This window comes from Corynebacterium ulceribovis DSM 45146 (assembly GCF_000372445.1).
Lineage (GTDB): Bacteria > Actinomycetota > Actinomycetes > Mycobacteriales > Mycobacteriaceae > Corynebacterium > Corynebacterium ulceribovis.
In genome coordinates this window covers 378,157-403,803 of sequence record NZ_AQUY01000002.1, presented here as the reverse complement: position 1 = coordinate 403,803, position 25,647 = coordinate 378,157, and the positions used below count along the sequence as shown (strand labels likewise).

Genomic DNA, 25,647 nt, shown 5'->3' with positions numbered 1-25,647 from the left:
GGCGTTCCAACGAAATTCGCCTGAATTCAAGTCGCTGATAGCCAGAACTCACAGCGGGAGCTCTTACCCCCGTAACAAGACACCCGTATGCTTCATCTCTGATACACTCAATCGGTAAACTACGCTTACTTCATATTTATGCAGCTAGCATGGCATTCAGAACCGAGTTGTAAAAATATGAAACGGAAATCTACGTTTCAACGAGGCTATCTACCTATGAAAAAGAGAAATGCAGCTTTACTAGTTGGTAATGGACTGTCGATCGCCTCAGATTTGGATCTGAATCTATCCAATATCACCAATGAAGTCCTTCAGAGAATCGAGGATGCTTCTGGCGGTGAGATTGTAAAAGCAATCAAGAATATTGCAACTAACACGCTTCCAGACGGAAACAAGAGTGATGAAGACTTCGAGAAACTCGTAGGCGCCTTTGGGACCCAAACAGCAACATTAGAGTACTTAAACTCGCTCGCGAAGTTGGCCGATCCGGACAATTTAGAAATCCAGAAAGCAATTAAACTTACTAGACAGTTCGCGCGCCAAATCAGAGATACCGGAACCTCTTATGTGCTTGAAGTTATTGCAGAACGATCAATTGCGCGTCCACACAATTTGACTGTGCCAAATGCACTGGTCAATGCAGCGAAGAGTGCATTTCAAGGAAACGTCACATTTGGAAATCTCAACTACGACACCGTCCTACTCGCCGCGATGATTGACAGCTGCAAAACAGAATTTGCTGATATGGGTCATGGCTGGAGAACCACTAAAGTTGATTTTTGTGGTCGCGAAAGGGACATGTCCGAATTGCGCCGGTCAACCAGTGATTTCCCGGATGACCGCCGCGTTCGACTCTTGCATCTTCATGGTTCTCTCACCTATTGGAAAAGCACTGAAAGCGGCGCATATTTCAAGGTACCAAAAGATCTACTAAAAGATGGTTCCGCGTGGGAGTCATTTAGAAGCCTCTCCGCTTCTCACAAAAAGTCAAGTGCGCTCCCTACAGTGGTCCTTGCGAGCAGCAACCAAAAAACTAAAGACGCCGCTGAGTTTCCATTCAGTTTAGCGTATAGCATGTTTTCAAAAGGGCTCAAGGAATCCGATCATTGGGTCATCGTTGGATATTCTTTCCGCGATGAACCAGTAAATTCAGCTTTACGTTCGGAGTTCATGAGCAGGACAGTCAAGCCAAAAGTATTGGTGGTGACCTATGGCACCGACCCCGAAGTTGAAGATATAGAACGCCATTTGGGCTGGGGTGAGGAGGATGGCTGTTCGGATGGTTGGCTAACCATCGACCGCGATGGGGCTAGCGGTATGACTGATAGGCCTATATGGTCTCAATTTATCTCTTAACGTTAGCCAACAACTCGCTGAAATCGAGCAGGTGACCAATCACAAATGCCTAATCGCCAAGCTCACAATTTTTACTGAGCAGTAATTGTCCACTCGAGTGTCACGGATCATTGTCCATTGCGTGTTGACGTTTCGAGTCAATTTTATTGTATCGAGCTGCTTTGAGTGCGGTAGACCGCGTCCAGTCGCAGCTGGGCTTCCGGCTCCAGCTCCTTTTTCGCCAACGCATTCTTGATGGAGATGCCGAGGGCCCTCGCCACCGGCGGCGGGAAGGCATTGCCGATTTGTCGGTAGTTGGAGGTCTTCCGGCCGGCGAACTGCCAATCATCTGGGAAGCCTTGAATGCGCGCAGTCATGCGCACCGTCAGGCGTGGCAGTTCGTCCACCGGAAAGTCTGGCCCCGGCGCGGCGTCCGCCAGCGAGGTTCCTCGCACACCCAGTTTTTTCCAACCCTCGCGGGCGCGGGTCGGGCCAAGATCTGCCCCACCATGCTTCTTTGAGCCGCCAACCAACGTCGGACCAATGCCACTGGCTTTATCAGCCCAGGCATCTACCCCTGGCCAGCCATCGGCTGCCATCAGGTCATATAGGGTTTCCGAAACCGTCGGCGGCGAGAGAACTGGTCGCGGCCATGCAAAGTACTGGTCATACTCACGCTTCATTGCCACGAGCACGAAGCGTGGTCGCAACTGTGGTACCCCGTGTTCCGACGCTTGAATCAGCTGCCAGTGCACGAAGTAACCTGCGGCTTCCAACCGTGAAATGATTTCCTTGCGGTAGCCAGCAAACCGAGCCGATGCTAACCCTCGAACATTTTCCAACAGCACGGCGCGTGGGTGAATCTGCTCAACCAGCTCCAGCGCTTTCGGGAAAAGGTCACGTTCGTCGTCTTGGCCGAGCTGCTTGCCGGCCACGGAGAACGGTGGGCATGGTACTCCCCCGGCGAAGAGATCTACACCTTCGAATGCTCTACCATCGAATTCCAAGACATCTTCTTCAATTACGCCCCACCGCTGGTCAACGGGAATGGACGGATTGTCGCGGTTCAGTCGCAGCGTGTCACATGCGTCATGGTCAATTTCGACAACGGCTGCGTGCTTAAATCCGGCTTTTTCCAACCCTAATGCTTGGCCTCCGGCCCCAGCGCAGATTTCTAAAGATGTCAGCTCGTTCACGGCTATAAGCATGCCATAGTTTCCCGACAGCCCAAATAGGATTGGACCATATGTTCGACTCTCCGCTTGAAGTGCAGCTCGCCGACGCTGTGTACCGGCCGGATGCCACCTCACTCCGCCTAGCTGAGGCTTTACGCAGTTGGGATGTCGGTGGCACCACCATCGCTCGCACTTTCCGCGAGACCTATGACCAGCTTTACGATGGCATGCACACCGGCCGTTACCGTTGGGATCAATTGCACAAGACGGAGAAGACGCATTTCGGCACGTTGATTGAGATTAATCTGCGTCGCGCCCTCGATGGTTTTCTTGCCGACGGCTTGGTCATGGATTTCAAAGTCCACTTGCCTGCTGTGCTGCGGCAGGGCTTGCCGGAGGTTAACGCCGAAGTTGACTGTAAGTTCTCCCAAACTCTGTATGCGTGGATGATTCCCAATGAGGCGTTGGGCCACTGGGCCATGGTTTGTCACGCTTCGGATACCGATTCCACGTGGAGCGTGGGGTTCGTGCACATTACGCCGAAGATTTTGACTAAGGGCGGAAACCGGGACCAAAAGCGCACTATCAAGAAGGATGGTCGCACTGCTGTTGCGTGGGCGTGGCAGGATGAGCCGCTGCCACCGAATGTCCTTTTGCAGCTGCCGAGTGAGGCGGCTGAGTACATTTTGGAGCCGTCCTCGGGTCAGCAGCGTGTGAACCGATTATTTGAGGAGGCTGTTGGCAGCATTGTGCCCCGCGGCACTGTAGAAACGGTCGCACAGCAGAAAGACTCAATGAAGCGGGTGCGTTCTTCCGGCGGTGCCCGCACTGCTTTGCAGCCGAGCGGCATCATCATTCTCGGTGACTATGTTTTCCACCGTGACGTTGCCACGAAGCTGGGTTTGCCAGTCCCCGGCGCAGGGGACTTCATCAGCGCGTATGTAGCTCGCGCAAAGGACTTCCCCACCAATCCAAACCGAGTGTTTCTCGAGGACGACTGGTGGGTGGTGGTTAGCAAGGATGACGTGACCGGCCCTGCCCCAACATTTGGGCACAAGCCAACGAAGCAGGAAGCCAGCGCGTTCTAGCCTTACCGGTACTTCCGCAGCCTTCGCACGCCCTCAGCATCAGGTTCATCGAGGTGTCCATGTTCGTTAAAGCTCAGCAGTTCCAGTCGATACTGTTGCTCGCTTTCTGCCTCTGCCATCGCTTCCACACGGAATACGCTGATCGATGCTGTCAGAATGTGGCGGGCCCAATTTGACCATTGCCCACCCAGCGAAGCCTGCGCAGCCGCAGCGATGACGCCGCCAGAGGTCACGGCCACCGCGCATCCGTACTCCGTAGCTCCGGCAGCAACCTGCTGCAATCCACGTTCCACTCGCTGCTGAAAACGACCGAATCCTGGTTCGGTTTCCCATTCGGCAGTCACCCGCATGACGATGCTGCCCACACCACGGACGCCCACAGCAGTTTGAAGGCCTGCCGCAAATTCCTCCTCCTGCCGCGCAAGCCATCCGCCAACCACTTCATCCGCGTCATATTCACGAAGGTCATAGACACGCTCCACGCCCGCCGCCAAGCAAGGCGCAATCGCCCGAGCCGTCGCCAGTTGCCGTTGCAGCGCTCCGGAGTACAGCGCCACAGATTCTGACGAGCCCACTGAGTCCACTGAGGGCCCTGCCCCAGCACCGCCCACCCCACCGGCCCCAAAAATCCGCGTAGCCAAGGCCCGACCAGTCAGCTCCGCCTCTTCAACTCCGAGCGGCGACAGCCCATCGTAGGCCTGCTCGAGTTGCCCGCGTGCGCCGCCCCGCCCGCGCCACCCAAGTCGTCAACAAGCCCACTGCCAGCATCAGCACCACCAGCACCGAAACCTGCCTGCCCATGCCGTACCAAGTACACAATTGCCATCGCTCGCACCTCCCCTTCCGCATCCTCACAGCACCTTCGCTGCATTCCCGCCGAATATGAACTACGATTCAGCTTTGACGTTATACGATTTGGGCATGACTGAAGAGCAAAAGCCGCTCAGACCGAAAGCCACCCAGCGCCAGCAGGCCATCCTCACCGCCGCGCGCAAAATCTTTCTCCGGGATGGCTATCACCGCGCCAAGCTGACCGCCTTCGCGGAAGAGGCGGGCTGCGCAGTCGGCACCTTGTATTCCTACTTCCCAGACCGCGCGGCACTGCTGAGCCAGGTGCTCGACGATGCCGAAGAAGAAATGTTCCAGGCCGGCGCGCACCTGTCGCCAGGCATGTCTCCCTTTGAGCGCATCAGCGCGGTCAACCGGGCGTACCTCGCCGCCTACCGCGAAAATGCCGACGTCATGGCACTCATGGAGCAGGTCGCTCAAGCCGACCCGGCGTTCGCGGCGAAGCGTTTGGACCGTGCCCGCGGGTTCATCGCTCGCAATGTCCGCGGCCTAACCAAACTCATTGCCGCTGAACAGGGTCATATTTATGGCGACCAGCGCGCGATTGCGGACATCGAAATGTTGTCCGCCGCACTGTCGTCGATGGTCAGCCGCCTTGCCTACCTCACCTGGGTGGAGCACCAGTATCCGGATACCGATGCGACGTTTGAACGGGTTGCAGCCACGGTCGACACCATTTGGCGGCGCACTTTGGGCTTGGAGGAACTTACTTTTTGACGAAAACCGGGAAATTGAATCCTGATTCAATTTAGGCTGGGGCGCATCAACTCCCACTGATTCCACAGGAGCGCACCATGGCCACCACCCCCCTCCCCAACCCAGTTGGGCAATTACCAGCTTTCCGGATACACCGCCATCGTCACCGGTGGCACCCGCGGCATTGGCCGCGCCACCGCGAAACAGCTCGCGACCTGCGGCGCCAATGTCCTCATCACCAGCCGCAAAGCCGAGGCCGCTGAAGCTGCCGCCGCCGAACTCAACGCAGAAGTCCACGACTGGGCCAGCGCATCCGGCGCTGCCGGCACCTCCGCCGGCGGGTCCTTCGGCACAATCATTGGTGTCGCCGGCCACGCCGGAGACGCCGACGCTGCAACCACTATCTGCAACCGCGCCGCCGAAGAGTTCGGCAGCCTCGACATCTTGGTAAACAATGCCGGCACCAACCCAGCTTTTGGGCCCGTACACCAGCAGTCCCCCGAGGTTATCCAGAAAGTCTTCGCCATTAATGCCGCTGCGCCAGCAATCTGGGCAGGCGCCGCTGTTGCTGCAGGTCTCGGCAACGCACGGCAGGGGGCAATCGTCAATGTGTCCTCTATTGGTGCGCTGACCATGGAAGACCACATCGGCATCTATAACGCGTCGAAGGCCGCGCTGGTGCACCTGACCAAACAGATGGCCCGCGAGCTCGCCCCCAATATCCGCGTCAATGCCATCAGCCCAGGCGTCGTTCGCACCAAGCTCTCCGAAGCTTTATGGAAAGAAAACGAAGCCGCGGTCAACGCCATCACCCCGCTGGCCCGCATCGGTGAACCGGAAGACATCGCGGAGGCCATCACTTTCCTCGCCGTGCCGAACTCTAGTTGGATTACTGGCGCGAACCTGGTCATTGATGGCGGTCAGCTAGTCGGCGGAAACTAGGAAGAGCAGGAAGATTAGGAGGTCACCATGGATTTTGCACCAACTCAGCGCAGCCTGGAGTATCAGCGAAAACTGCACGCATTCATGGCGGAATGTGTGTACCCAGCCGAATCCGTCGCAAAGCAACAAGTAGCTGACGCGCACAACCCGCACCATTTCCCGGCCGTCCTGGCGGACCTGAAGGCGGAAGCCAAACGCCGCGGCCTGTGGAACCTGTTCCACCCGCATGCCACAGATGGCCCAGCACTCACGAACGCGGAATACGCGCCGCTGGCGGAAATCATGGGGCGCAGCATCCACCTAGCGCCGGAAGCGTGCAACTGCAATGCCCCCGACACAGGCAACATGGAAATCTTAGAGCTTTTCGGCACCGAGGAACACCGCGAAAAGTACTTAAAGCCGCTGCTTGCTGGGGAGATTCGTTCAGCGTTTTGCATGACGGAGCCGGGGGTTGCGTCGTCCGATGCCACAAACATTTCCATGCAGATGGAACGGGTCGACGGCGGCTACCGGCTCAATGGCCGCAAGTGGTTCGCCTCCAACGGTATGCATCCGCATCTGGAGGTGCTCATTGTCATGGGCAAGACCAGCCCGGATGCGGACACCTACCGGCAGCAGTCAATGTTGGTGGTGCCTGCCGACGCTGACGGGGTGCGGATTGAGCGGAACCTTCCGGTGTTCGGCTACCACGACCGTGAGGGCCATGCGGAAGTGGTGTTTGACGATGTCTTTGTGCCTGATAAGGATATTTTGCTCGGCGAAGGCCGCGGTTTTGAAATCGCGCAGGCGCGTCTTGGGCCGGGCCGAATTCACCATTGCATGCGGGCGATTGGCATGGCTGAACGCGCCCTTGACCTGCTGATTGAGCGCGCCAGCCAGCGCACCACTTTTGGAAAACGACTCATTGACCGCGATACGGTGCGCGAAACGATTGCCGAGTCGCGCATCAACATTGACATGGTTCGCGGGCTGGTGCTGCGTGCTGCCTGGCTGATGGATACCGCCGGTAATAAGGCGGCCCGCATGGAGATCGCGGCGATTAAGGTTGCGGCGCCCCGGATGGCGCTGGAGGTGGTTGACCGGGCGATTCAGATTTTTGGTGGCGAAGGTGTCACCGATGATCAGCCGTTGGCTGCCATGTGGGCGGGTCTGCGCACGTTGCGGCTGGCTGATGGGCCAGATGAGGTGCATTTGATGACCATTGCCCGCCAAGAAATCCGCCGCCACCAGAAGGAAAACACCGATGGACACCGCTAGTATCTTCAACATCCCGGCCTTGGAAGGGTGGCTCAGCGACGTTGCGGGCCTTGTTCCGCCGCTGACGCTCGAACGCATCGACGGGGCCAATCTAATCTGACGTTTGTGGTCACCGATTCGACTGGCCGCCAGGTAGTCGTCCGACAGCCGCCGCTTGGCGACCTTGTTGCTTCGGCTCATAATGTGCTCCGCGAGGGCCGCATCATGGCTGCGCTTGCCGACACGCCCGTGCCCGTACCAACTATTTTCGGCGCGTCCGATGTGACCAGGCCCGGCGCGGTCTCTGACCAGCCCACCATCGCGATGTCTTTCGTCCCCGGGGTGACCGCCAATAGCCGCCGGGTGGTCGACGGCATGTCCCCCACCGTGCGCAGGGCAACAGCTTCGTCGCTTATCGACGCAATGACTGCCGTTCATCAGGTCGATTTAGTGGCAACTGGATTGGCGGATGTGGCCAGTACTGATGCTTATGCGCCGCGTCAGCTGCGTCGATGGACAAAGCAGTGGGACAAATCCAAGACTCGGGAGTTGCCGGAATTGGAGTCATTGACTGAGCGGCTGCACGCTGCGGTGCCGCAGCAAACAGAAACGACTTTGGTCCATGGTGATCTGCATTTAGGTAATCTGCTGGTCGATCCGGCGGATGGTTCCGCGCTTGCGGTTGTCGACTGGGAACTGGCGACGCTGGGCGATCCGCTTGCCGATATTGGTTCCCTTTTGGCGTATTGGCCGGTGCGCAATGGTCCACAGTTGCCGGGTTTCGATGCGGCGCTGGCTGAGGGTTTCCCTACTCCGGAGGAGCTGGCGACGATGTATTTCGAACGTACCGGCCGCGATATCAATGCGCTGGGTTTTTGGCATGTGCTTGGGGTGTGGAAAGTCGCGATCATCGTCGAGGGTGTGGTCCGCCGGAGCCTTGACCGGCCGGAAAATGCTAATCGCGCAGGCGTACCAACACCGCAGTTTGTGGAGATGTTGGTTGCCTACGCGACTCAGCTGGCTGACCGTTACGCGCTGTAGCTGGCATTCCACATCGCGGTATCCGAAGTCGCTGGCACGTTCCGTAGGTCTTTCCGAAGGATCTTGCCGGTATTCGACTTCGGTACCGAGTCGAGGAAGTCAACCATCCGAATCTTTTTGTACGGCGCGACGCGCTCGGCGACCCATGCCATGAGTTCTGCCGGGTCAATGTTCAGAGGGTCACCAGCTTCGGTGACTTGGCGGACGATAAAGGCTCGTGGCACTTCCTCGCCGTCCTCCTCTCGGGTGAAGCCCACGACCGCGACATCAGCCACGTCCTCGCGGGTCATGAGTAGTGCTTCCAATTCCGCTGGCGCGACTTGGTAGCCCTTGTATTTGATGAGTTCTTTCATTCGGTCAACAACATAGGTGTTTCCTAGGTGGTCGAGGTTCACAATGTCCCCGGTTCGCAGCCATCCGTCTGCGGTCAGAGTCTTGGCGTCGGCTTCGGGGTTATTGAGGTACCCCAGCATGACTTGTGGTCCACGAATCCACATTTCACCGTCGGCAGAGCGTTCGCCTTCTTCCGTTGGAGGCGTAATCTCCCGCAGTTGCTCGTCGGTGATGTCGACGACTTTGGATTCGGTATTTGGCAGTGGCATTCCAATGGATTCCAGTGGTGTGATGCCAACGTCTGACAGGTGAGTCACCGGTGAGGTTTCGGTCATTCCGAACCCCTGCATGATTTTGCAGTTCAGTCGCTTTCCCACATGGGCGGCGAGTTCCCCATCCAATGCAGCGGCGCCGGAAATCACGGTGTCTAGTGCTTGCAATGTGAACTTGTCGACGATGGGGTGCTTCGCTAGTGCCACAGCAATTGGTGGGGCAATAAACGACAGTTCAATGCCGTACTTTTCGTGTAGCTCCAGGAATTCAACTAGATCGAATTTCGGCATGGTGACCTGATGTGCCCGTGCCATTAGGCAGTTGTTGAGTAGCGCGTTCATGCCGTAGATATGGAAGAACGGTAGGACGCACATCACGACGGAATCGCTACGCATGCCGTTTGGCTCCAGGCGTGGGGCAAGCTGCATCATGTTCGCCACAAGGTTCCGGTGGCTCAACCGCACACCTTTGGCTACGCCCGTGGTTCCTGACGAAAATGGCATGGCTGCCACATGGGTGGCGGAATTTATGGTGATGTCTGGCGCTTGGTGTCCCTCTTTGAGCATTGCTGGGAGTTCAGTTTCCAGGGCGTAGATGCTGTCTTCTCGAATGCCAAGGATGCTGCGCCGCGGAAGCCTGCTTCGCCGAGCATGTTGATGGAGAAGACCATGGTCGCCTGAGCAGTCTTCAATTGCCGTGCGATATCTTCGACGGTAAGTAGTGACCCAAGGGTAGTGACTGTTCCACCTGCCCGCATGATGGCATGAAATATCACGATGAAGGCATAGGAGTTTGGGCAGTGCAGTCCAACAACGTCGTGGGGTGTGAGCCCTCGGGCTTCAAGGGCACCAGCAACGAGATTGATGTGTTGCCGCAGCTCACCGAAAGTGACTTGCTGCCCGGTTGCGGAATCTGTGACTGCAATACGTTCGAGTTCTTCGTCAGTCAGGGTCGTGAAGATGGTGTCGTAGATGCTGGTGTTCGGAATGTCGACCGGTGGGTATGGGCTGCGGATCGCCATGTCTTCTCCTCTGTCGGTGCCGCGAAATAGTTCACTTCAAAAGTGACCTGACTCACGATTCATATTTCGAGGATAGGGGGAACCCAGTTGTTTTGGAGCGAAAATTAAAAACTGCCCAGTACCCCAACCAGTCAGCGCTCTCCGCTATGTCCGTCAGATATTTGCGGCGCCGTCCCCGACCTGCACTAGCCATTCACCTTTTGAGCGGCGAAGGCTCACACTTCGAGCTTGACAGCTCGAGCATTTTGCGTATCTCTGCAATCATTTCGGCTGTTGTCGCTACCCCGCCTAGATCAAAGGTGACACATTTCCCGTCACCGGACAGACCTCGTTGAACAACAGATTCCACCGCAACACGTAACCTCGCTGCGGCAGCATCTTCCCCCACATGCTCAAAGCACAACGCCGCCGACAACAAAAACGCCACTGGGTTCGCTATACCCTGCCCCGCAATATCTGGCGCACTGCCATGCACCGGCTCAAACAATCCCATCCGCGTCCCATAACTCGCGGACGGTGCTACCCCAAGCCCTGTCCCCAAACCAGCGCCCAAGTCCGACAGCATATCGCCAATCAGGTTCTCCGCCGCAATCACGTCATACCGCTCGGGCTCGGTCACCATCCGCATCGCCACCGCATCCGCGTTTTCCATCACGAACTGCACATCCGGAAACTCCGCCTGCACATCAGACACAGCTTTCACGAGCACTGCCCCGGTCTGCGGCAGCACATTTGGCTTGTCGGCAACCGTCACAACGCCCCGGGAACGCTTGGCCAACTTCGCAGCCACGCGCAGCAAACGGCGCCAACCAAACCCGGTTGTTACGCGTAAACTCACCGCGATTTCCTCCGGATTGGCTTCCCGCACCGTCGTGTCGTCACTAAGCAACGACATCAGCCCAGGTAGCCGCTCCAAATCCTCCACGCCAAGGTCGTGGCCGAACATTCCCTCGGTGTTTTCCCGCACCACCATGAAGCGGAAGGAACCATCGCGTGCCTCCACTGGGCGCACATTCGCGAATAAATCCAAACCGCGGCGCAACTGCACCGTCGGCGAGCGATATTCCAACCCTTTGCCCTGCAAATGCGACGCCAATTCAGCTTCAGCCTGCGGAGCCGGTTTCGACGTAATCGCACCAAGCAGCACAGCATCAGCGGCGCGGCACGCCTCCCAAGTGGCCGCGGAGACGGAATCACCATCGCGGCGCCAACACTCCCACCCCACTTCCGCCTCCAGCCACGTCACCTTCGGAGTCAGTTCCCGGAGTAGCGGGCCGCAGGCTTCCGCCAATTCCCTGCCGATGCCATCACCAGGAAGAAGTGCAATTGTCGGGGCCGAAGTAGATGCGCTCATACCCCTAGGCTACCAACTTGACGAGCCACCGCCGCCGGAAAAACCAGAGCTAAACGACGTATTCGCACTGCCCATATCCGTCGCCGCGGCATGCGCCTCGACATCATTGGCATGCCACGTGGACAACATCCAGAACGGCACAAAGCTGTTGTAGCCGTAACCAATCCGATAATCCTCGTCGTACAGGCGCGGCGCGCGGCGGTGCTTCTCCGACACCGGCACATCGCTAAATTCTTCCTCCCGCACCAAATCGAGCAGCAGGCGATATTCCCGCAGAATCTGTGCATACTGGGTGGCAAAATCCGGGGCGGACAGGTCGCGGTCCAGTTCGCCGATACGCTGTTCCAGGTCCGCCAGGCGCGCCGTCAGCTTCGACGACTGCACCTCCGTGTGCGCCTTAATTACGTCATCGCGCAGGTCCGCTAGCTCCATACGACGCTGGCCAATATTGCCATTTTCCATCTGCCAGAGCTTCTCAATATTCTCTTCCGCCCGCGTGACCTGCAGCGTTGTCGTTTCCGCCTGGTCAATTTCCTCGGCATGTTCGTAAAACGTGTCGTCGTCCGAATCCCGGCGAACATTGCGGAACTTGTCAACCGTGTCGTCCAACTCCGCGAAACGGTCACGAACATCGGCCCACTGCTTCCGCAGCTCCGCATCCGCCAACTCCGACTGCAGCGAATTCGCGCGCACGTCAATGGCAGGTAGGCGTTGCGCCACGTCGGCATAGTGCTTCATGACGTAATCAAAGTCAGCGCGAGCCTCTGAAATTTTCTCGCGGCGCTTCTTCCGGCGATACGCGTACAAACCGCCACCCAAGGCTGTGATTCCGGCGCCGCCAAGGCCCAGACCAATGCCCAGCGCAATCTTGTCTGAGCGTTTCTGGGAGGCCTTATCGTCGGCAGCGGCATTCCGGTCCGTGGCGTAGCGAGCGCCATCCAGCAAGCCGACCGCGGTATTGCCCTTCTTCAGCGCCGGTTTCATCGCTTCCAGCGACTTGTCGAGGTGTCGGCCAGAAAACAAGTCCGCGGCGCTGCAGACATCATCACCGCAGTAAATGCCGTTGCGGTGCGGGTCCATTCCCACGGCAACAATCAGCGAACCGTTGGCGAAACTATCGTCGTCATCGGCGATTAGTTCCGGCATGTTCGCACGCAGATACTCTTCAATGCTGTCGTTGAAATTGTCTTTGTTTTTGCCCAGCACAACGTAGTCAACGCGCGCGACCTGCGCTGGAAGGGTCAGGCGCTCCGTTTCGGTGCGCAGCATCTGCTTGTCACTGTCGGAGAGGTGACCGTCTGGGTCCGTGATCTCGGTGCGGACTTGGGTTTGCGTGGCTTGAGCGTGCACCGCTGGTGCGGCAAGTGTTGCCGGCGCTGCTAGCACTGTTGCCGCCGGCGCTGCGGGCAGCAGCGTGAGGGCCGCGGTCGCGCCGCATGCCAGAATTCCGAGGGTGAGCGTGGACAGGATATGCGGCCGAACCGAATGGAACATAACCCCATGCTAACCATTTTTCGGCCGCGTGCACCGACGATTAACCCACGATTTTTGCCCTAGTGGGGGTCGTCGAAAAACGGCCCATCTAGGCCATCTTCGTGAATTTGTCCGAGGTTATATGCCTCACGCAAATTGTCTGGGGTCAGGACCTCTTCCGGCGGCCCGTAAGCCACTACCCGACCGCTCATCAAAATGACATGGTCGGCAGCACGCGCCTCGTCTAGATCGTGCGTGGTGTGCACGACCGTCTTTCCGGTTTCAGTTTCGCTATGAATAATGTCGTCGATAGTCCGAGCGGACACTAAATCTAGGCCGGTCATCGGTTCGTCAAGAAGCAAAACCTCATGGTCCTGCGCCATGCCCTGCGCAACGTACACGCGCTGACGTTGACCACCGGAAAGCTCTTCCAAATGGCGTTTGCCGAGGTCGGTGACGGCGAGGCGTTCCATCGCGGCGCGCACTCGGTCGCGGTCCGACGTGCGAAGTCGACCGAACCAACCTGCCGTCGGGTATCGACCCATCGTGATGATTTCCTGCACCGACAGCGGGATTCCTTCTGGAAAGTTCACCTGCTGCATGACATAACTGATGCGCGGGCGGGCCTTCGCAGCGGTGGTGCCCAACACGGTCAGCTCACCGGCCGCCGGTGTCATCAGGCCGCCGACCGCGTGCAGCAGCGTCGACTTTCCGGACCCGTTCGGCCCAATGATGGCGGTGAGTTTTCCGGCGGGGATGTCCACGTCGGAGGCAGTCATCGCGACTTTGTTGTCGTAGGCCAGCACCAGACCACGGGCGACGGCGAAGTTATTGGTTGTGCTTGGCATACTTCACCCTCCGCCGAATGTATTGCATCTCCATCACAACGATGAACAGCACAATCGGCACCAGCGCCATCGTCGCGCCGCCGGCAGTGCCCCAGTGGTAGCTGAGCATGAGCCCGACGTACACCGACGCGATACCAATGACCGCGGACAGCACAATCATCAGCGGAATCGACCGGGCCAGCAGCGCCGCAGTCGCCGGAGGTGCCACCAGCAAACTGAACACCAGCATCGTGCCGACCGCCTGGAAACTACCAATCACCGATGTGGCGATGAGCACCAGCAGCAGCGCGTGCGTCAGCTTGGGCCGCATCCCTAGGCTCTCCGCCTTGATTGGCGAAAAGGACAGCACCAGAAGTGGTCGGTACAGCAGCAGCGACCCGATAATGACAATTGCCGCCAAGATTGCTTGTTGACGGATTGCCTCCCACGAAACACCGAGGGCATCGCCGAACAGGATGGACGTGAGATCGCCGGTATAGCTGCGCGATTTCGAAATGATGACCACGCCAAGCGCCATCATGCCGACGAATAGCAGGCCGATGGCGGTGTCTTCTTTGAGTTTCGTGTGCCGGTGGATGAGCTCGATGGAGCCGACCATCACCAGCGATGCAACGGCGGCGCCGAGCAGCGGGTTGAAGTCAAAGATGACAGCAGCTGCGATGCCCGGAAGGACGCCGTGTACGAAGGCGTCGCCGAAGAAGCTCATGCCGCGAAGCACAAGCCAGACCCCGACTGTGGAGGACATCACAGCTGCGATGAGCCCGCCGATGAGGGCGCGCTGTTGGAACCCAAGGAGGAAGGGTTCCGTGAGAAAATCAATCAAGAGAATGCTCTCGTGAAAAGGGGGTTGAGGACGCTGCGTCCGAGTTAGGACACCGAGTCCGGGTTAGGACAGGGCGTCCGCGATTGCCTTGGCGTTCGATTCCATCATACCGGCGTAGGTTGCGGCATCAGAGCCTTCTTCGCCGACGGAGCCGACGTGCAGTGGAACAACCTTGACTTCGGTGCCAGCTTCCTTAGCCACAGCGTCGACCAGCTTGGAGTCGATGGCGGTGTTGGAGAAGATCGCTGGGACCTTGTTTTCCTTGATGGTCTTTGCCAGTGCGGAAAGCTCTGCGGAGGATGGTTCAGCCTGGGTGGAGCCACCTGGGATGACCACACCTTCGGACTTGAAGCCGTATGCCTGGTTGAAGTAGCCGAATGCGTCGTGGTCAGTGACGATGACGCGGCGGTCTTCTGGCACCTTGTTCAGGGTTTCCTTGACGGAGTCGTTGACCTTGTCCAATTCCTTGGACACCTCAACGCCGCAGTCCTTCCACTTGTCGTTACCGGACTCGGAAGCTGCGCGCTCACCGATCTTCTTCGCAATCATGGACATGCGAGCAGCGTCCAGCCAGAAGTGTGGGTCTTCGGAGCCGTGGTTGTGGCCAGCGTGTGGGTCCGCTGCTTCGCCCTCATGCGCGTGATCGTGACCTTCTTCAGCGTGGTCGTGACCTTCTTCAGCGTGGTCGTGACCTGCGTGCTCGTCGGCAGTTTCACTTTCGTGCGCGTGGTCGTGATCGTGGCCGTCTTCGCCAAATGGAATTGGATCTGCTTCGGCAGCAGCTTCCATCACTGGAACGTTGTCGGCTTTAGCCTGATCAATGGCCGACTGCAGACCGCTCTCCAAGCCGAGGCCGTTAGCGACAACCAAGTCAGACTTCACCATGTCAGCGACCTGTTCAGACGACGGCGAGAAGGAGTGTGGGTCCGAACCTGGGTTCATGATGGTGATGGACTTGCCATCTGCACACTTAGCAATGTCGTCCACAACACTGCCCAGCGGCGTGGTGGTCGCGGCGATGGTGAAGTCCTTCTTCTCGGCGTCACCGTTGTCTGCCGAACCGCAAGCAGCCAGCACCAGACCGGAGGTGAACAGCACAGCTGCAACAGCAGTTTTGCGCATGGAAAAAACTCCTATCAGAAAAGTCGTTTGAAAACTGTTCCCAATAGTATCCCCGCGCAGCCGTCACCGCCATTATCGGGCTAACCGAACCAGACCTCAGTCGCTCACGGTCGGCCCGTAATCGTCACTAAGCCCCACGCAGTTGCTGGGAAACCTTGGCGTAGTTGACCAACCCGTCGACCATGGTGTGCAGCTCGCCCGCGCGACGTTCAATCGGGGTGAAGTTGCCCTCCGTGAAGTCGCCAAACGTGTTGAGCGCGACCTGATTTCGCACAGCGAGCATCGAGAAGTTCGCCGTAATCTGCCGCCAGTGCTCCACCGCGCGAACCCCGTCGTTGGCGCCGTACCCGACGAAAGCCACCGCTTTTTGACGCCATTCGACGCCGAGCACATCAAAAGAATTTTTCATGGCCGCTGGCACTGAGTGGTTGTACTCAGGCGTGACAAAAATGTAGCCGTCATACTGGGAAATCTCGTCGGACCATGCCTGAGTCTTCGGGTTGTCATACTTGCCGTTCGCAGCGCCAGGAATGGTCGGCTCGTTGAGCAAGTCGAGGTTGAAATCAGCGAGCGAAAGGAGAGTGAATTCTGCGTCACCACGGTCGGCGACTTGGGAGTTCACCCACTCGCCTACGGAAGTGCCGAGGTTGCCAGGTCGGGTACTGCCAATGATGATTGCGATTTTCATAGGTTCAAGCGTACCGAGTTTTCGGTGCTGCGCGGCGGGAATTGTTGACGCGTCACTGTCGACGCACCACACCGTTGACGCAGCACCACTAACGCCTCACGCCGTTAACCGTGAAGACACCTGTGAGACCAAAACAATTAACGAACATGTGTTCTCTTTTCTACTCGCAGCGACCGGATGGATTGCTAATATCGAACTCACAAGCGAAACATGACCGCAAGAAACAGAAGGAAGGAAAGGAGGGGAAATGTCTACACCAAAACCAGCACCAAGCGCAACGGCAAGAAAGAACTCGCACGCTAGCCAATTACGCGCACCACACATACCTAAGCACAATAGCGATGTCGTCAATTTGCCAACCAGCACAAATGACGTTTCCCCACACCCCTCTTTCACGCACGTCGCCACCCTCAAAGATGCACTGACCGCCCTAGTTGATAGCCTCACCTACCTCGAATCCACCCCAGGAAGTTCCGACCAAGACCTCGAATTCTGGGATCTTATCGAACTAGCAAAACAGTTCGAAGAAACGCTCAAGCTTCGAGGGCTGATTGATCTCCACGTAGTAAACAAACTGCTTACACCAACAGGGATCGATACCGCCGGCACTAAAAATACGGTGAGCTTCCTCATGGACCATCTAGGAATTTCGCACCGGGAGGCCTCCGAAAGAGTGAACGCCGCGAAACTAGACGGCGATATTGAACCTGACAACACCAAGGAGTCACTGCCTTCCAGACGCCGCAGAAAGCTTGACGGAATCGCAGCCAACTGAAGAGGAACTCGCGGCCGAGAAGAAGCATCGCGAACAGCAACAGCGACTGCGGGAGCAAAATGCGAATGATGCGCGAGCTGCAACCGCAAGCGGGCGACTTACTGCCCAAACCCGGGCCGACATTCTGTGGGAGCTATCCCGCCTGCTACCTGGCGGCGCTATGACTGCTGAAGAGATCAAGGCGCAGGTTTATTCCGAGGTCGACCAGCTCACCGCACGGGAAATCAAAGCACTGGCCAGGAAGTTAGTGACGAATTCCAATGAAGCGGTCTCCACTAAAACCGACCCGTTCACCGATCTTAGGCGTCGTCGACTTTCGGTCAGCAAGCCTGACAGTGATGGCTGCGTCAAAGTCAACGGTGTACTGGATGGAGCTTCCTCTACCCTGTTGTTGCAACTTTTGAGCAGCTACGCCAAACGCGGCGTCGGCACGCCCGTTCCCGCACATGAAGACAAACGCACTTTTCCGCAGCTTAATGCCGATGCCCTGCGCCGAATCCTTGAGGACGCTACTCGCCAAGCTCATAAGCGCAGCGGAACACCGGCCGGCCTGGCAAGTCTGGTTGTCGTAGCTAACGCCAACGACTTCGCGCACCGCACGAGCACCCCGTGGGCTAACCCATGGGCGCATGATCGATTCCACACCAATGTCGGCACCACCCTAAATGCCTGCCAGCTGCTTCGCCTAGGCCTTAGCGACAATGCGCTACTGAGCTTGATTGATACTCGCGCCGGCTTCGCGCCAGTGAACTTGACGATGCACCAAGGTCAGCGGCATGCGAATTATGCACAGCGAGTTGCACTGCAAATAATTGACGGAGGATGTCAGTGCCCAGGCTGCGATAAGCCGATAGCCCAGTGCGATATTCACCACATTCTGCCGTTCATCGAAGGCGGACGCACAGATATCGAAAACCTAGTTCCGCTGTGTCGGACCCACCACAGCCAAAACGACGACACCTGGCAAGCACCGAACCGCAGCCACATGTCACCTCGAACGGCAGAAACGAACTATAGGTCCGGCAGGGTTTACGTCGATGAAGAGGGCACCGCCCACCCACCGACGTTCAATACCGGACCCGCCACACGGCGTGCCCCAGGATACGTCCCACCGCCTCAACCGCCGGGCACCGCCGAACCGCCAGCCCCACCGGGATCGCCTGAGCACCCATAGCCCGACCGCCCCCCCCCCCTATTTCCGCATTCAAAAAAGCAGGCATTCCACAGGGAATGCCTGCTAGACGTGCTTCCACCCCGCCCACGACCCCATTAAGAACCCATTAAGAAACACTTTTGTTTCCTAAACCCTTGACGCACCCATCGCAGCAAGTTAGGGTTACCTTAGTTCAAGCGGCAGACCGATGGGAGAAAGTTTGGCAGATAACTCGTGGCACCTCCATACCTAACGCCACACAGGATATTCGGCACTTGCGCCGTCACAAAGACAGTCTTCACGACGCTGACACCAACTGGGGTGTGTCAGCGTCGTTTGTCATTGGACTGTCAGTCGTCTGTCATTCGGCTGTCATTGGACACGGCCAGTCAACGATCGCCTACACCCTCGCCCCACATCATTAGTCATCAATAGTCATCCGCAATCGAACTGACATCATCGCCGTCCTCACCCCAAAATACCCGGTCAATCACAGCTCGGGCGTGGCGCGTCAGCCGCAGATAGTGGTCCATGTACCCCACCGAATCCTGCGGGTCCCAGCCCGCGGCACCAGCTACCGGCGCCAATGCTGGTCCTGGTTGCGGCAGCTCATCAGTACGTTTACCCCGCACCAGCACCAGCGCATTACGGGCCTTCGTTGCCATTAACCAGGCAATCCGGAGTTTTTCGCCATCTGCTCGGTCCAGCACCCCTTCGTCAACAAGCACATCCAAACACTCCAACGTGGAGGTGTTGTGCAACCCGGGGTACTGGTCGGCGTACTGCAGGACCAGCAGCTGCACAGTCCATTCAATGTCTGTGAGCCCGCCGCGGCCGAGTTTCGTGTGGAATTGCCGGCGTGCACCCCGCGGCAGCCGCTCGTTGTCAATGCGCGCCTTCATTCGCCGCACTTCCTGCACTTGCTTCTCCGGGATGCCGCCTTTCGGGTAGCGCAGCTTATCCACCATATGCAGGAAGCGTTTACCCAGGTCAGCGTCGCCAGCAATCCACGTGGCCCGCAGCAACGCCACGGTCTCCCAGGTTTCGCCCCACCGTTGGTAGTAGTTGGTGTAGCTCTCCAGGGTGCGCACAATCGGCCCGGATCGCCCTTCCGGCCGCAGGTCAACGTCGACTTCCAGCATTGGGTCGCGCCCGGGCCGTGCAAGCCGCCGCCGCATCGAGTCGCATTCCCGAATCGCCCACTTCACCGCGGACGTTTCATCAACCCCTTCGCGCGGTTCACACACAAACAGCACATCCGCGTCGGAGCCGTACCCCAGCTCCATCCCACCGAGCCGCCCCATCCCAATCACCGCGATTTTCGCCGGCGTCTCCTCCCCCGGGTTCGCCGCCTGCCAGCCACGAATTTCGGCGGACAGGGCGGCCTCCAGCACCGCGTCCCACACCCTCGATAGAGCCTTAGTGACGTCTACGACCTCCACAAAACCCAGCAGGTCCGCCGAAGCAATCCGCGCCAGTTCTGCCCGGCGTAGTGCACGCGCCACTGCGATGGCTTTGACTGGGTCGGAGTGTCGTTTCGCCGCTGCCACCAGCGACCTTGTTATCGATTCGTCGTCAACGCTGAGCAGTTTCGGTCCGGTCGCACCGTCGCCGTAGAGTTTCACTACTTCTGGGGTGGCAAGCAGCAGCTCGGTGACGTAGGCGGACGAGCCCAGCACATGCATCAGCCGCTGCCCCACCACACCTTCATCGCGCAGCATCCGCAGGAACCATTGCTTGTCCTCCAGCACTTCCGACAGGCGCCGGTAGTTCAGCAGACCGGCGTCTGGGTCGGCGGTGTGGCTAAGCCATTCCAGCAGTGACGGCAGCAGTAGTGCTTGGATGCGCGCCTTTCGGGGTGTGCCTGCGGCCAGGGAGTTCAGGTGTTCGTAGGCTCGGTCTGGGTAGTGGTAGCCCAGTGCGGCAAGCTGACGGCGTGCCGCGTCGGGGGTCAGGCGTAGCGCTTCCACGTCGAGCGCAGCAACGGATTCCAGCAGTGGCCGGTAGAACAGTTTCAGGTGCAGACCGTGGACTTTGCGGGTGGTTTCCCGCCATTTTTTCTCCAGCGCAACGGTGGAGCTTCGGGCCAGCCCAATGCCGGAGGCCCGCGCCAGCCACCACCTTGCGGATTCATCGTCTTTGGCCGGCATGGTGTGGGTGCGGCGTAGTTTTTGCAGTTGCAGGCGGTGTTCCATCAGCCGCATAAAGCAGTAACTTTCTTCCAGCGACTGCCCGTCTTGCCGCCCAACATACCCGCCTGCTACCAGCGCGTTCAGGGCGTCGACGGTGGATAGTACCCGTAGGCTTTCGTCACTGCGTCCGTGCACCATTTGCAGTAGTTGAACGGCAAACTCGACATCCCGCAAGCCGCCAACGCCAAGCTTCAACTCTCGGTCTTGTAGTTCGCTCGGCAGGTTACCGATGACTCGGCGCCGCATCGCCTGCACATCGGGCACAAAGGATTCCCGTTCCGCTGCGGACCACACAAAGTTCGACATCGCCTCGACGTAGTCCTTCGCCAGCGCCATGTCGCCGGTCATTGGTCGCGCTTTCAGCTGCGCCTGGAATTCCCACGTTTCTGCCCACCGTTCGTAGTAGGCAATGTGACTGTCCAGGGTGCGCACCAGTGCCCCGCTTTTGCCTTCTGGCCGGAGCGCGGCGTCCACTTCGAAGAAGCATTTGGTGCCAATCCGGATGAATTCGGAGGCTAGGCGTGTGGCGCGTGCGTCGGCGGGTTCGGCGACGAAGAGGACGTCGACGTCGGAGATGTAGTTCAGTTCCCGGGCCCCGCATTTGCCTAGCGCAATGACCGCCAGTCGGCTGCTGACCGGTGCGCCGGGGTACACGCGCGCCACGGCAACGGATAGCGCCGCTGTCAGTGCTGCATCGGCCAGGTCCGATAGCAGGCCGGTGACCTGCGTGTATGACAGGGTCGGTTGTGGTGCCACCCGTTCGGAGCGTGCCATGGTTCCGGCGAGGTCTGCCGCGGCGATGCGCACAATGAGGCTGCGGTAGGTGCGTTGTAGTTCCACTTCCGCTTCGGGGCCACTGATGCCCGCCCGGAATACGCCCGCGGCTTCCGGGTTTCCGGCTGGGGTGGTTTCAGTGCCCCGTTCCGCAGTCGCTTCTACTGCTTCTAGCAGGGCAAACAGCATGTCGGCCCGGGTTGGCACGTCTGCAAGCAGTTGCCACCAGATAGCTGGGTTCGCCACCAGGTGTTCGCCGAGCGCCGTCGATCCGCCGGTCAGGGCAAAGACGCGGGTGCGTAGTTTTTCCGATTCCCGCATCTGCATGTCCATTTCGGCGGCCCCGGCGCCTGGTAGTCCGGCGAGGTCGGCGTCCGAGTCGCCGAGGTGTGCTGCTTCGTCCAATGCGTCATAAAGCCTTCTGATTGTGGCTAACGCTAAATCGGGGTCTGGTGCGCATGCGAGTCCCCACAGCAGGTCGAGGGATTCGGCGTTGTACCAGCCTAAACGGTCCAAATCTTCGCGGGCGTGTGGTCCGGACACGCCGAGGGCGGCCAGGGTGGGTAGTGCGTGGCGGGAGGTGCGTGGTCTGCGGGTCATGTTAGTAATCCAGGTTGGAGCGCAGCTCCCATGGCGTAATCTGCGAGCGGTATTCGCGCACTTCGCGCCACTTATTCCGCAGGAAGAACTCAAATACGTGCTCGCCTAGCGTTTCTGCCACCAGTTCGGAGCGTTCCATTTCCCGCAGCGCCATTTCCAGCGACACCGGCAGGTCCTTGTATCCCATTGCGCGGCGTTCCCGGCGGGTCAGCTCGGTGACATTATCTTCGGCCGGCGCTGGCAGTTCGTAGCCCTCCCGGATACCTTTCAGGCCCGCGGCGAGCAGCACCGAAAACGCCAGGTATGGGTTGCAGGCGCTGTCGACGGTGCGGATTTCCACGCGCCGCGATACTTCCTTCGCAGGGGTGAACATTGGGACGCGCACCATCGCCGACCGGTTCGCAATGCCCCAGGTCGCGGCGGTTGGTGCTTCGTCGCCGAACTGCAGGCGTTTGTAGGAGTTCACCCATTGGTTCGTCACCGCGGAGATTTCGTTGGCGTGTTCCAGGATGCCCGCCACAAACGCCTTCGCCGTTGCGGACATTTTGAATTCGTCGTCGGGGTCATGGAAGGCGTTGTCGTCGCCTTCGAATAGCGACATGTGGGTGTGCATGGCGCTGCCGGCGTGTTCGTAGAACGGTTTCGGCATGAAGGTGGCGCGCACCCCGTTTTGCACCGCGACCTGTTTGATGAGGTAACGGTGGGTCATGACATTGTCGGCCATGGTCAGCGCGTTGGCATAGCGCAGGTCAATTTCTTGCTGGCCAGGGGCCGTTTCGTGGTGGGAATATTCAACTTCGATGCCCATTTCTTCCAGCGCTTCGATTGCTTTGCGACGGAAATCAGGGGCGGCGTTGTGTACCGCCTGGTCGAAATACCCACCTCGGTCGGCCGGGACCGGTGGCTGCCCATCGGTGTCCAAGGATTTCACCAGGAAGAACTCGATTTCTGGGTGCACGTAGCAGGTGAAACCTTCGTCGGCGGCGGCGCTCATTTGGCGGCGCATGACGTGGCGTGGGTCGGCCCAGGATGGTTGTCCGTCGGGGTTCATGATGTCGCAGAACATACGGGCGGTGTGTGGTTTACCGTCGTCGGTCAGCCAGGGCATCACTTGGAAGGTGGAGGGGTCTGGCAGGGCGATGGTGTCAGCTTCGGAGATGCGGGAGAAGCCTTCGATGGCTGAGCCGTCGAAGCCGATGCCGTCGGAGAAGGAGCCTTCGAGTTCGGCTGGGGCCACCGCAACGGATTTCAAGGTGCCGAGGATGTCGGTGAACCAGAGGCGCACGAAGCGGATGTCCCGCTCTTCCATGGTTTGTAGTACAAATTCCTGCTGACGATTCATACCTTCCACATTACGTCCCCGAAGAGTCTGCGAAGTGGCACACTTGTGGCATGAAGAAGATTCGCATCAATGACATTGCCCGGTGGAAGCAGGAGGGCTCGCCGTGGGCGATGCTGACGGCTTATGACTATTCCACTGCGGCGGCGTTTGCTCAGGCGGAAATCCCGGTGTTACTGGTGGGTGATTCGGCGGCCAATGTGGTTTACGGCTACAACACCACCACGGAGGTGTCGCTGGATGAGTTGATTCCGTTGGCCCGCGGTGTGGTCCGCGGCGCCCCGCAGGCGTTTGTGGTTGCTGACCTGCCGTTTGGCACCTATGAAGCGTCCAATGAGCAGGCGGTGTTGTCGGCGGCGCGGATGATGCGCGAGTCGGGCGCGTCGGCGGTGAAGATTGAGGGTGGGGTCCGGATGGCGGATCGGATTGCGGCGATTGTGCAGGCTGGTATCCCGGTGATGGGCCATATTGGGTTCACGCCGCAGTCGGTGGAGAACTTGGGTGGTTTCCGGGTGCAGGGTCGCGGCGATGGTGCGGATCAGCTCCGGGCGGATGCGCAGGCGGTGCAGCAGGCTGGTGCGTTCAGTGTGGTCTTTGAGATGGTTCCGGAGCCGATTGCCACGGAGCTGACGAAGGAGCTCAGCATTGCCACGGTGGGTATTGGTGCTGGAAACGGTACGGACGCACAGGTTTTGGTGTGGCAGGATTTCGCGCAGTTGCCGGCTGGTGGGCGCACCCCGTCGTTTGTGCGGCCGTTTGCTCAGGTCGGTGAGGTGTTGCGCGACGCGGCGGTGACCTACCGGGAGGCGGTGGCGGACCGCACGTTCCCGGATGCGTCAACTTCTTTTGCTCAGTGAACCGGTAAGATGGTGGGCATGAATACCAGCGCATTTTTAGAGGTAGAAGCTAAATTCGCCGTTTCGGAGAACCTGACTGTGCCGCCGCTTGATGCGGTAGTCGGCGTTGCGACGGTCGCTGAACCGGTCACCCACCATTTATCGGCGGTGTATTACGACACTGAAGATTTGCGTTTGCTGCGCAATAAGGTGTCCTTGCGCCGACGTACCGGAGGTAAGGATTCGGGTTGGCATGTGAAGTTGAAGACCGAGGGCGGCCGCCTGGAGCTCACTGCCCCGCTTGATGACGTTGACGAAAATGGTTCGGTTCAGGTGCCGGAGTCATTGCTCTCGATGGTGCGCTCGATTGTCCGCGACCATGAACTCGTTCCGGTCGCCCAGGTCGATAACACCCGTTATGAGCGCGAATTGCTCAATGATGATGGCGTTGCGGTTGCGGAGTTCTGCGATGACAATGTCACCGGTTTTTCACTGCTGCCGGGCGGTACGTCCACGAAGTGGCGCGAGTGGGAGGTCGAGCTGACCGGCGCATTGGATGCGGAAGACGGCGATAAGCTGATTAATTCTGCGATGCGTTACTTCGTGTCCCATGGCGCGCACTTGTCTTCGTCCCCAGCGAAGTTGGTGTCTGCGTTGGGCGCTTCCGTCGATAAGGCCCCAAAGCCGCCAATGCCTGCGGATTTGCCGGAAGGCTCGCCGGGTAATGCGGTGGTCACGGCGTTGCAGGCGAATCATGACCGTCTGATTGCGCTGGATCCGACGGTGCGTCGCGATGAGTGGGATTCGGTGCACCAGATGCGGGTGACTACTCGTGAACTGCGCTCGCACCTGCAGACTTTTGATGGCATTTTGGTCGGCGACCAGTTCGAGTTCGTGGAAAAGGGCCTGAAGAAGCTGGCCGGTATCTTGGGTGTGGCCCGCGACGCCGAGGTCGTTGAGGAACGGTTCCTTGAGCTTATTGACGAAGTGGACCCTGCGATTATTGATGCCCATGCTCGGGAAAAGCTGACTGGGCAGATGGCTCGCGAGTACAAGGAAGCCCACGCCGCGTCCATCGAATATATGAACTCGGAGGAATACTTCCGGCTGCTGGATTCGCTTGATGAGCTGCTGGCGGATCCGCCACTGGCGGGCGGTGAGCTGGATGTGTCTGATGCCGATGACGCGGACGCTGCGGACGCCGCGGCCGATGAAGCAGGCGTGTCCACTGAGGCGGTGTTGGCGGAGCACCTAGATAAGGCTTACGACAAGCTGATGAAGCGTCATCAGAAGGCCATCGACGGTCAGGATGACGAGTCGTTGTCGCTGCATGAGCGGGAAGATAATTTCCACGATGTCCGCAAGGGCGCCAAGCGGCTGCGTTACTCCGCGGAAGCGGCGGGTAAGACCACGGGGCTGAAGACGAAGAAGCTGTACAACGCGTGTAAGGATCTGCAGTCTTCCCTCGGTGATTTCCAGGATGCGGTTACGGCGCGCGATGTGCTGCTAGAGAAGTCTAAGCAGGCCGAAACCGAAGGTCAGAGCACGTTTGCTTATGGTGTGCTGTATCAGATGGAGCACCAGTATGGGCTGGAGGCGCTGCAGAAGTATAACGACGATATGGCTGCGATTGTTAAGGCCTACAAGCGGCTGAAGGGTCAGAAAAAGAAGTAGGCCTTAG

Annotated in this window: 20 protein-coding genes and 1 pseudogene; 10 read left to right on the top strand and 11 right to left on the bottom strand. The window is 58.7% G+C overall.

Translation table 11 applies throughout. The features are described from left to right. The first annotated feature begins 216 nt into the window (after window positions 1–216). Complete coding sequence (locus A3EC_RS0107490; RefSeq protein WP_018024561.1) at window positions 217–1,356, top strand: SIR2 family protein; 1,140 nt, start codon at window positions 217–219, stop codon at window positions 1,354–1,356. A 143-nt stretch (window positions 1,357–1,499) separates the two neighbouring features. Here A3EC_RS0107490 and A3EC_RS11770 read toward each other — a convergent pair whose 3' ends face one another. After that, complete coding sequence (locus A3EC_RS11770; protein ID WP_040428266.1) at window positions 1,500–2,543, bottom strand: DNA cytosine methyltransferase; 1,044 nt, start codon at window positions 2,541–2,543, stop codon at window positions 1,500–1,502. Between the two features lie 38 nt (window positions 2,544–2,581). Between A3EC_RS11770 and A3EC_RS11765 the strand changes: the two genes are divergently transcribed. Then, window positions 2,582–3,598: a NaeI family type II restriction endonuclease gene (locus tag A3EC_RS11765; RefSeq protein ID WP_018024559.1), complete on the top strand. Its 1,017-nt coding sequence runs from the start codon at window positions 2,582–2,584 to the stop codon at window positions 3,596–3,598. Between the two features lie 2 nt (window positions 3,599–3,600). Here A3EC_RS11765 and A3EC_RS0107475 read toward each other — a convergent pair whose 3' ends face one another. Next, a complete protein-coding gene (locus A3EC_RS0107475; protein ID WP_169331399.1) occupies window positions 3,601–4,173 on the bottom strand; it encodes a histidine phosphatase family protein in 573 nt (190 codons plus the stop codon). A 346-nt stretch (window positions 4,174–4,519) separates the two neighbouring features. Here A3EC_RS0107475 and A3EC_RS0107470 point away from each other — a divergent pair, with 346 nt between their 5' ends. The 4 genes from A3EC_RS0107470 to A3EC_RS11760 all read left to right on the top strand — a co-directional run bounded on the left by A3EC_RS0107470 (window position 4,520) and on the right by A3EC_RS11760 (window position 8,362). Beyond that, the gene (locus A3EC_RS0107470; protein WP_040428400.1) at window positions 4,520–5,164 is read left to right on the top strand and encodes a TetR/AcrR family transcriptional regulator; all 645 of its coding nucleotides are present in this window, start codon (window positions 4,520–4,522) and stop codon (window positions 5,162–5,164) included. Between the two features lie 105 nt (window positions 5,165–5,269). Further along, window positions 5,270–6,085 carry an SDR family oxidoreductase gene (locus A3EC_RS0107465; protein ID WP_018024556.1) on the top strand — a complete coding sequence of 272 codons (816 nt, stop codon included), beginning with the start codon at window positions 5,270–5,272 and terminating at the stop codon, window positions 6,083–6,085. Window positions 6,086–6,112: 27 nt separating this feature from the next. Next, window positions 6,113–7,342, top strand: coding sequence for an acyl-CoA dehydrogenase family protein (locus A3EC_RS0107460; RefSeq protein ID WP_018024555.1), 1,230 nt, complete (start codon window positions 6,113–6,115; stop codon window positions 7,340–7,342). Window positions 7,343–7,447: 105 nt separating this feature from the next. Continuing rightward, entirely contained in the window at window positions 7,448–8,362 is a 915-nt protein-coding gene (locus A3EC_RS11760) for a phosphotransferase (protein ID WP_018024553.1), read from the top strand. Here A3EC_RS11760 and A3EC_RS11755 read toward each other — a convergent pair. From A3EC_RS11755 to A3EC_RS0107420, 7 genes and pseudogenes are all read right to left on the bottom strand, one after another. Continuing rightward, window positions 8,350–9,989: pseudogene (locus tag A3EC_RS11755) on the bottom strand (AMP-binding protein). The gene A3EC_RS11760 and the pseudogene A3EC_RS11755 overlap by 13 nt on opposite strands. 193 nt (window positions 9,990–10,182) lie before the next feature. After that, complete coding sequence (locus A3EC_RS0107445) at window positions 10,183–11,343, bottom strand: isocitrate/isopropylmalate family dehydrogenase (RefSeq protein WP_018024552.1); 1,161 nt, start codon at window positions 11,341–11,343, stop codon at window positions 10,183–10,185. Window positions 11,344–11,352: 9 nt separating this feature from the next. Beyond that, window positions 11,353–12,837: a DUF5129 domain-containing protein gene (locus A3EC_RS0107440; RefSeq protein WP_018024551.1), complete on the bottom strand. Its 1,485-nt coding sequence runs from the start codon at window positions 12,835–12,837 to the stop codon at window positions 11,353–11,355. A 59-nt stretch (window positions 12,838–12,896) separates the two neighbouring features. Further along, window positions 12,897–13,664, bottom strand: a complete 768-nt coding sequence (locus A3EC_RS0107435; RefSeq protein WP_018024550.1) for a metal ABC transporter ATP-binding protein — start codon at window positions 13,662–13,664, stop codon at window positions 12,897–12,899. Next, entirely contained in the window at window positions 13,645–14,487 is an 843-nt protein-coding gene (locus tag A3EC_RS0107430; protein WP_018024549.1) for a metal ABC transporter permease, read from the bottom strand. Before A3EC_RS0107430 ends, A3EC_RS0107435 begins: the two co-directional genes overlap by 20 nt. Window positions 14,488–14,550: 63 nt before the next feature. Next, complete coding sequence (locus tag A3EC_RS0107425) at window positions 14,551–15,609, bottom strand: metal ABC transporter substrate-binding protein (RefSeq protein WP_018024548.1); 1,059 nt, start codon at window positions 15,607–15,609, stop codon at window positions 14,551–14,553. Window positions 15,610–15,736: 127 nt separating this feature from the next. Continuing rightward, window positions 15,737–16,297 (bottom strand): NADPH-dependent FMN reductase, encoded by a 561-nt coding sequence (locus A3EC_RS0107420; RefSeq protein ID WP_018024547.1) that lies wholly within the window; start codon window positions 16,295–16,297, stop codon window positions 15,737–15,739. Window positions 16,298–16,544: 247 nt separating this feature from the next. On the opposite strand from A3EC_RS0107420, the gene A3EC_RS12945 reads away from it, so the two are divergent. Together A3EC_RS12945 and A3EC_RS0107410 are read left to right on the top strand one after the other, a co-directional pair. Then, the gene (locus A3EC_RS12945; RefSeq protein ID WP_018024546.1) at window positions 16,545–17,072 is read left to right on the top strand and encodes a hypothetical protein; all 528 of its coding nucleotides are present in this window, start codon (window positions 16,545–16,547) and stop codon (window positions 17,070–17,072) included. Beyond that, window positions 17,050–18,246, top strand: a complete 1,197-nt coding sequence (locus A3EC_RS0107410; RefSeq protein ID WP_018024545.1) for an HNH endonuclease signature motif containing protein — start codon at window positions 17,050–17,052, stop codon at window positions 18,244–18,246. Before A3EC_RS12945 ends, A3EC_RS0107410 begins: the two co-directional genes overlap by 23 nt. 407 nt (window positions 18,247–18,653) lie before the next feature. Here A3EC_RS0107410 and A3EC_RS0107405 read toward each other — a convergent pair whose 3' ends face one another. Next, window positions 18,654–21,791, bottom strand: a complete 3,138-nt coding sequence (locus tag A3EC_RS0107405) for a bifunctional [glutamine synthetase] adenylyltransferase/[glutamine synthetase]-adenylyl-L-tyrosine phosphorylase (protein WP_026162297.1) — start codon at window positions 21,789–21,791, stop codon at window positions 18,654–18,656. 1 nt (window position 21,792) lies between these two features. Next, entirely contained in the window at window positions 21,793–23,133 is a 1,341-nt protein-coding gene (gene glnA / locus A3EC_RS0107400; protein WP_018024543.1) for a type I glutamate--ammonia ligase, read from the bottom strand. A gap of 50 nt (window positions 23,134–23,183) precedes the next feature. Between glnA and panB the strand changes: the two genes are divergently transcribed. Next, window positions 23,184–23,987, top strand: coding sequence for a 3-methyl-2-oxobutanoate hydroxymethyltransferase (gene panB / locus A3EC_RS0107395; protein WP_018024542.1), 804 nt, complete (start codon window positions 23,184–23,186; stop codon window positions 23,985–23,987). An 18-nt stretch (window positions 23,988–24,005) separates the two neighbouring features. After that, window positions 24,006–25,640: a CYTH and CHAD domain-containing protein gene (locus A3EC_RS0107390; protein ID WP_026162296.1), complete on the top strand. Its 1,635-nt coding sequence runs from the start codon at window positions 24,006–24,008 to the stop codon at window positions 25,638–25,640. The last annotated feature ends 7 nt before the right edge of the window (window positions 25,641–25,647 follow it).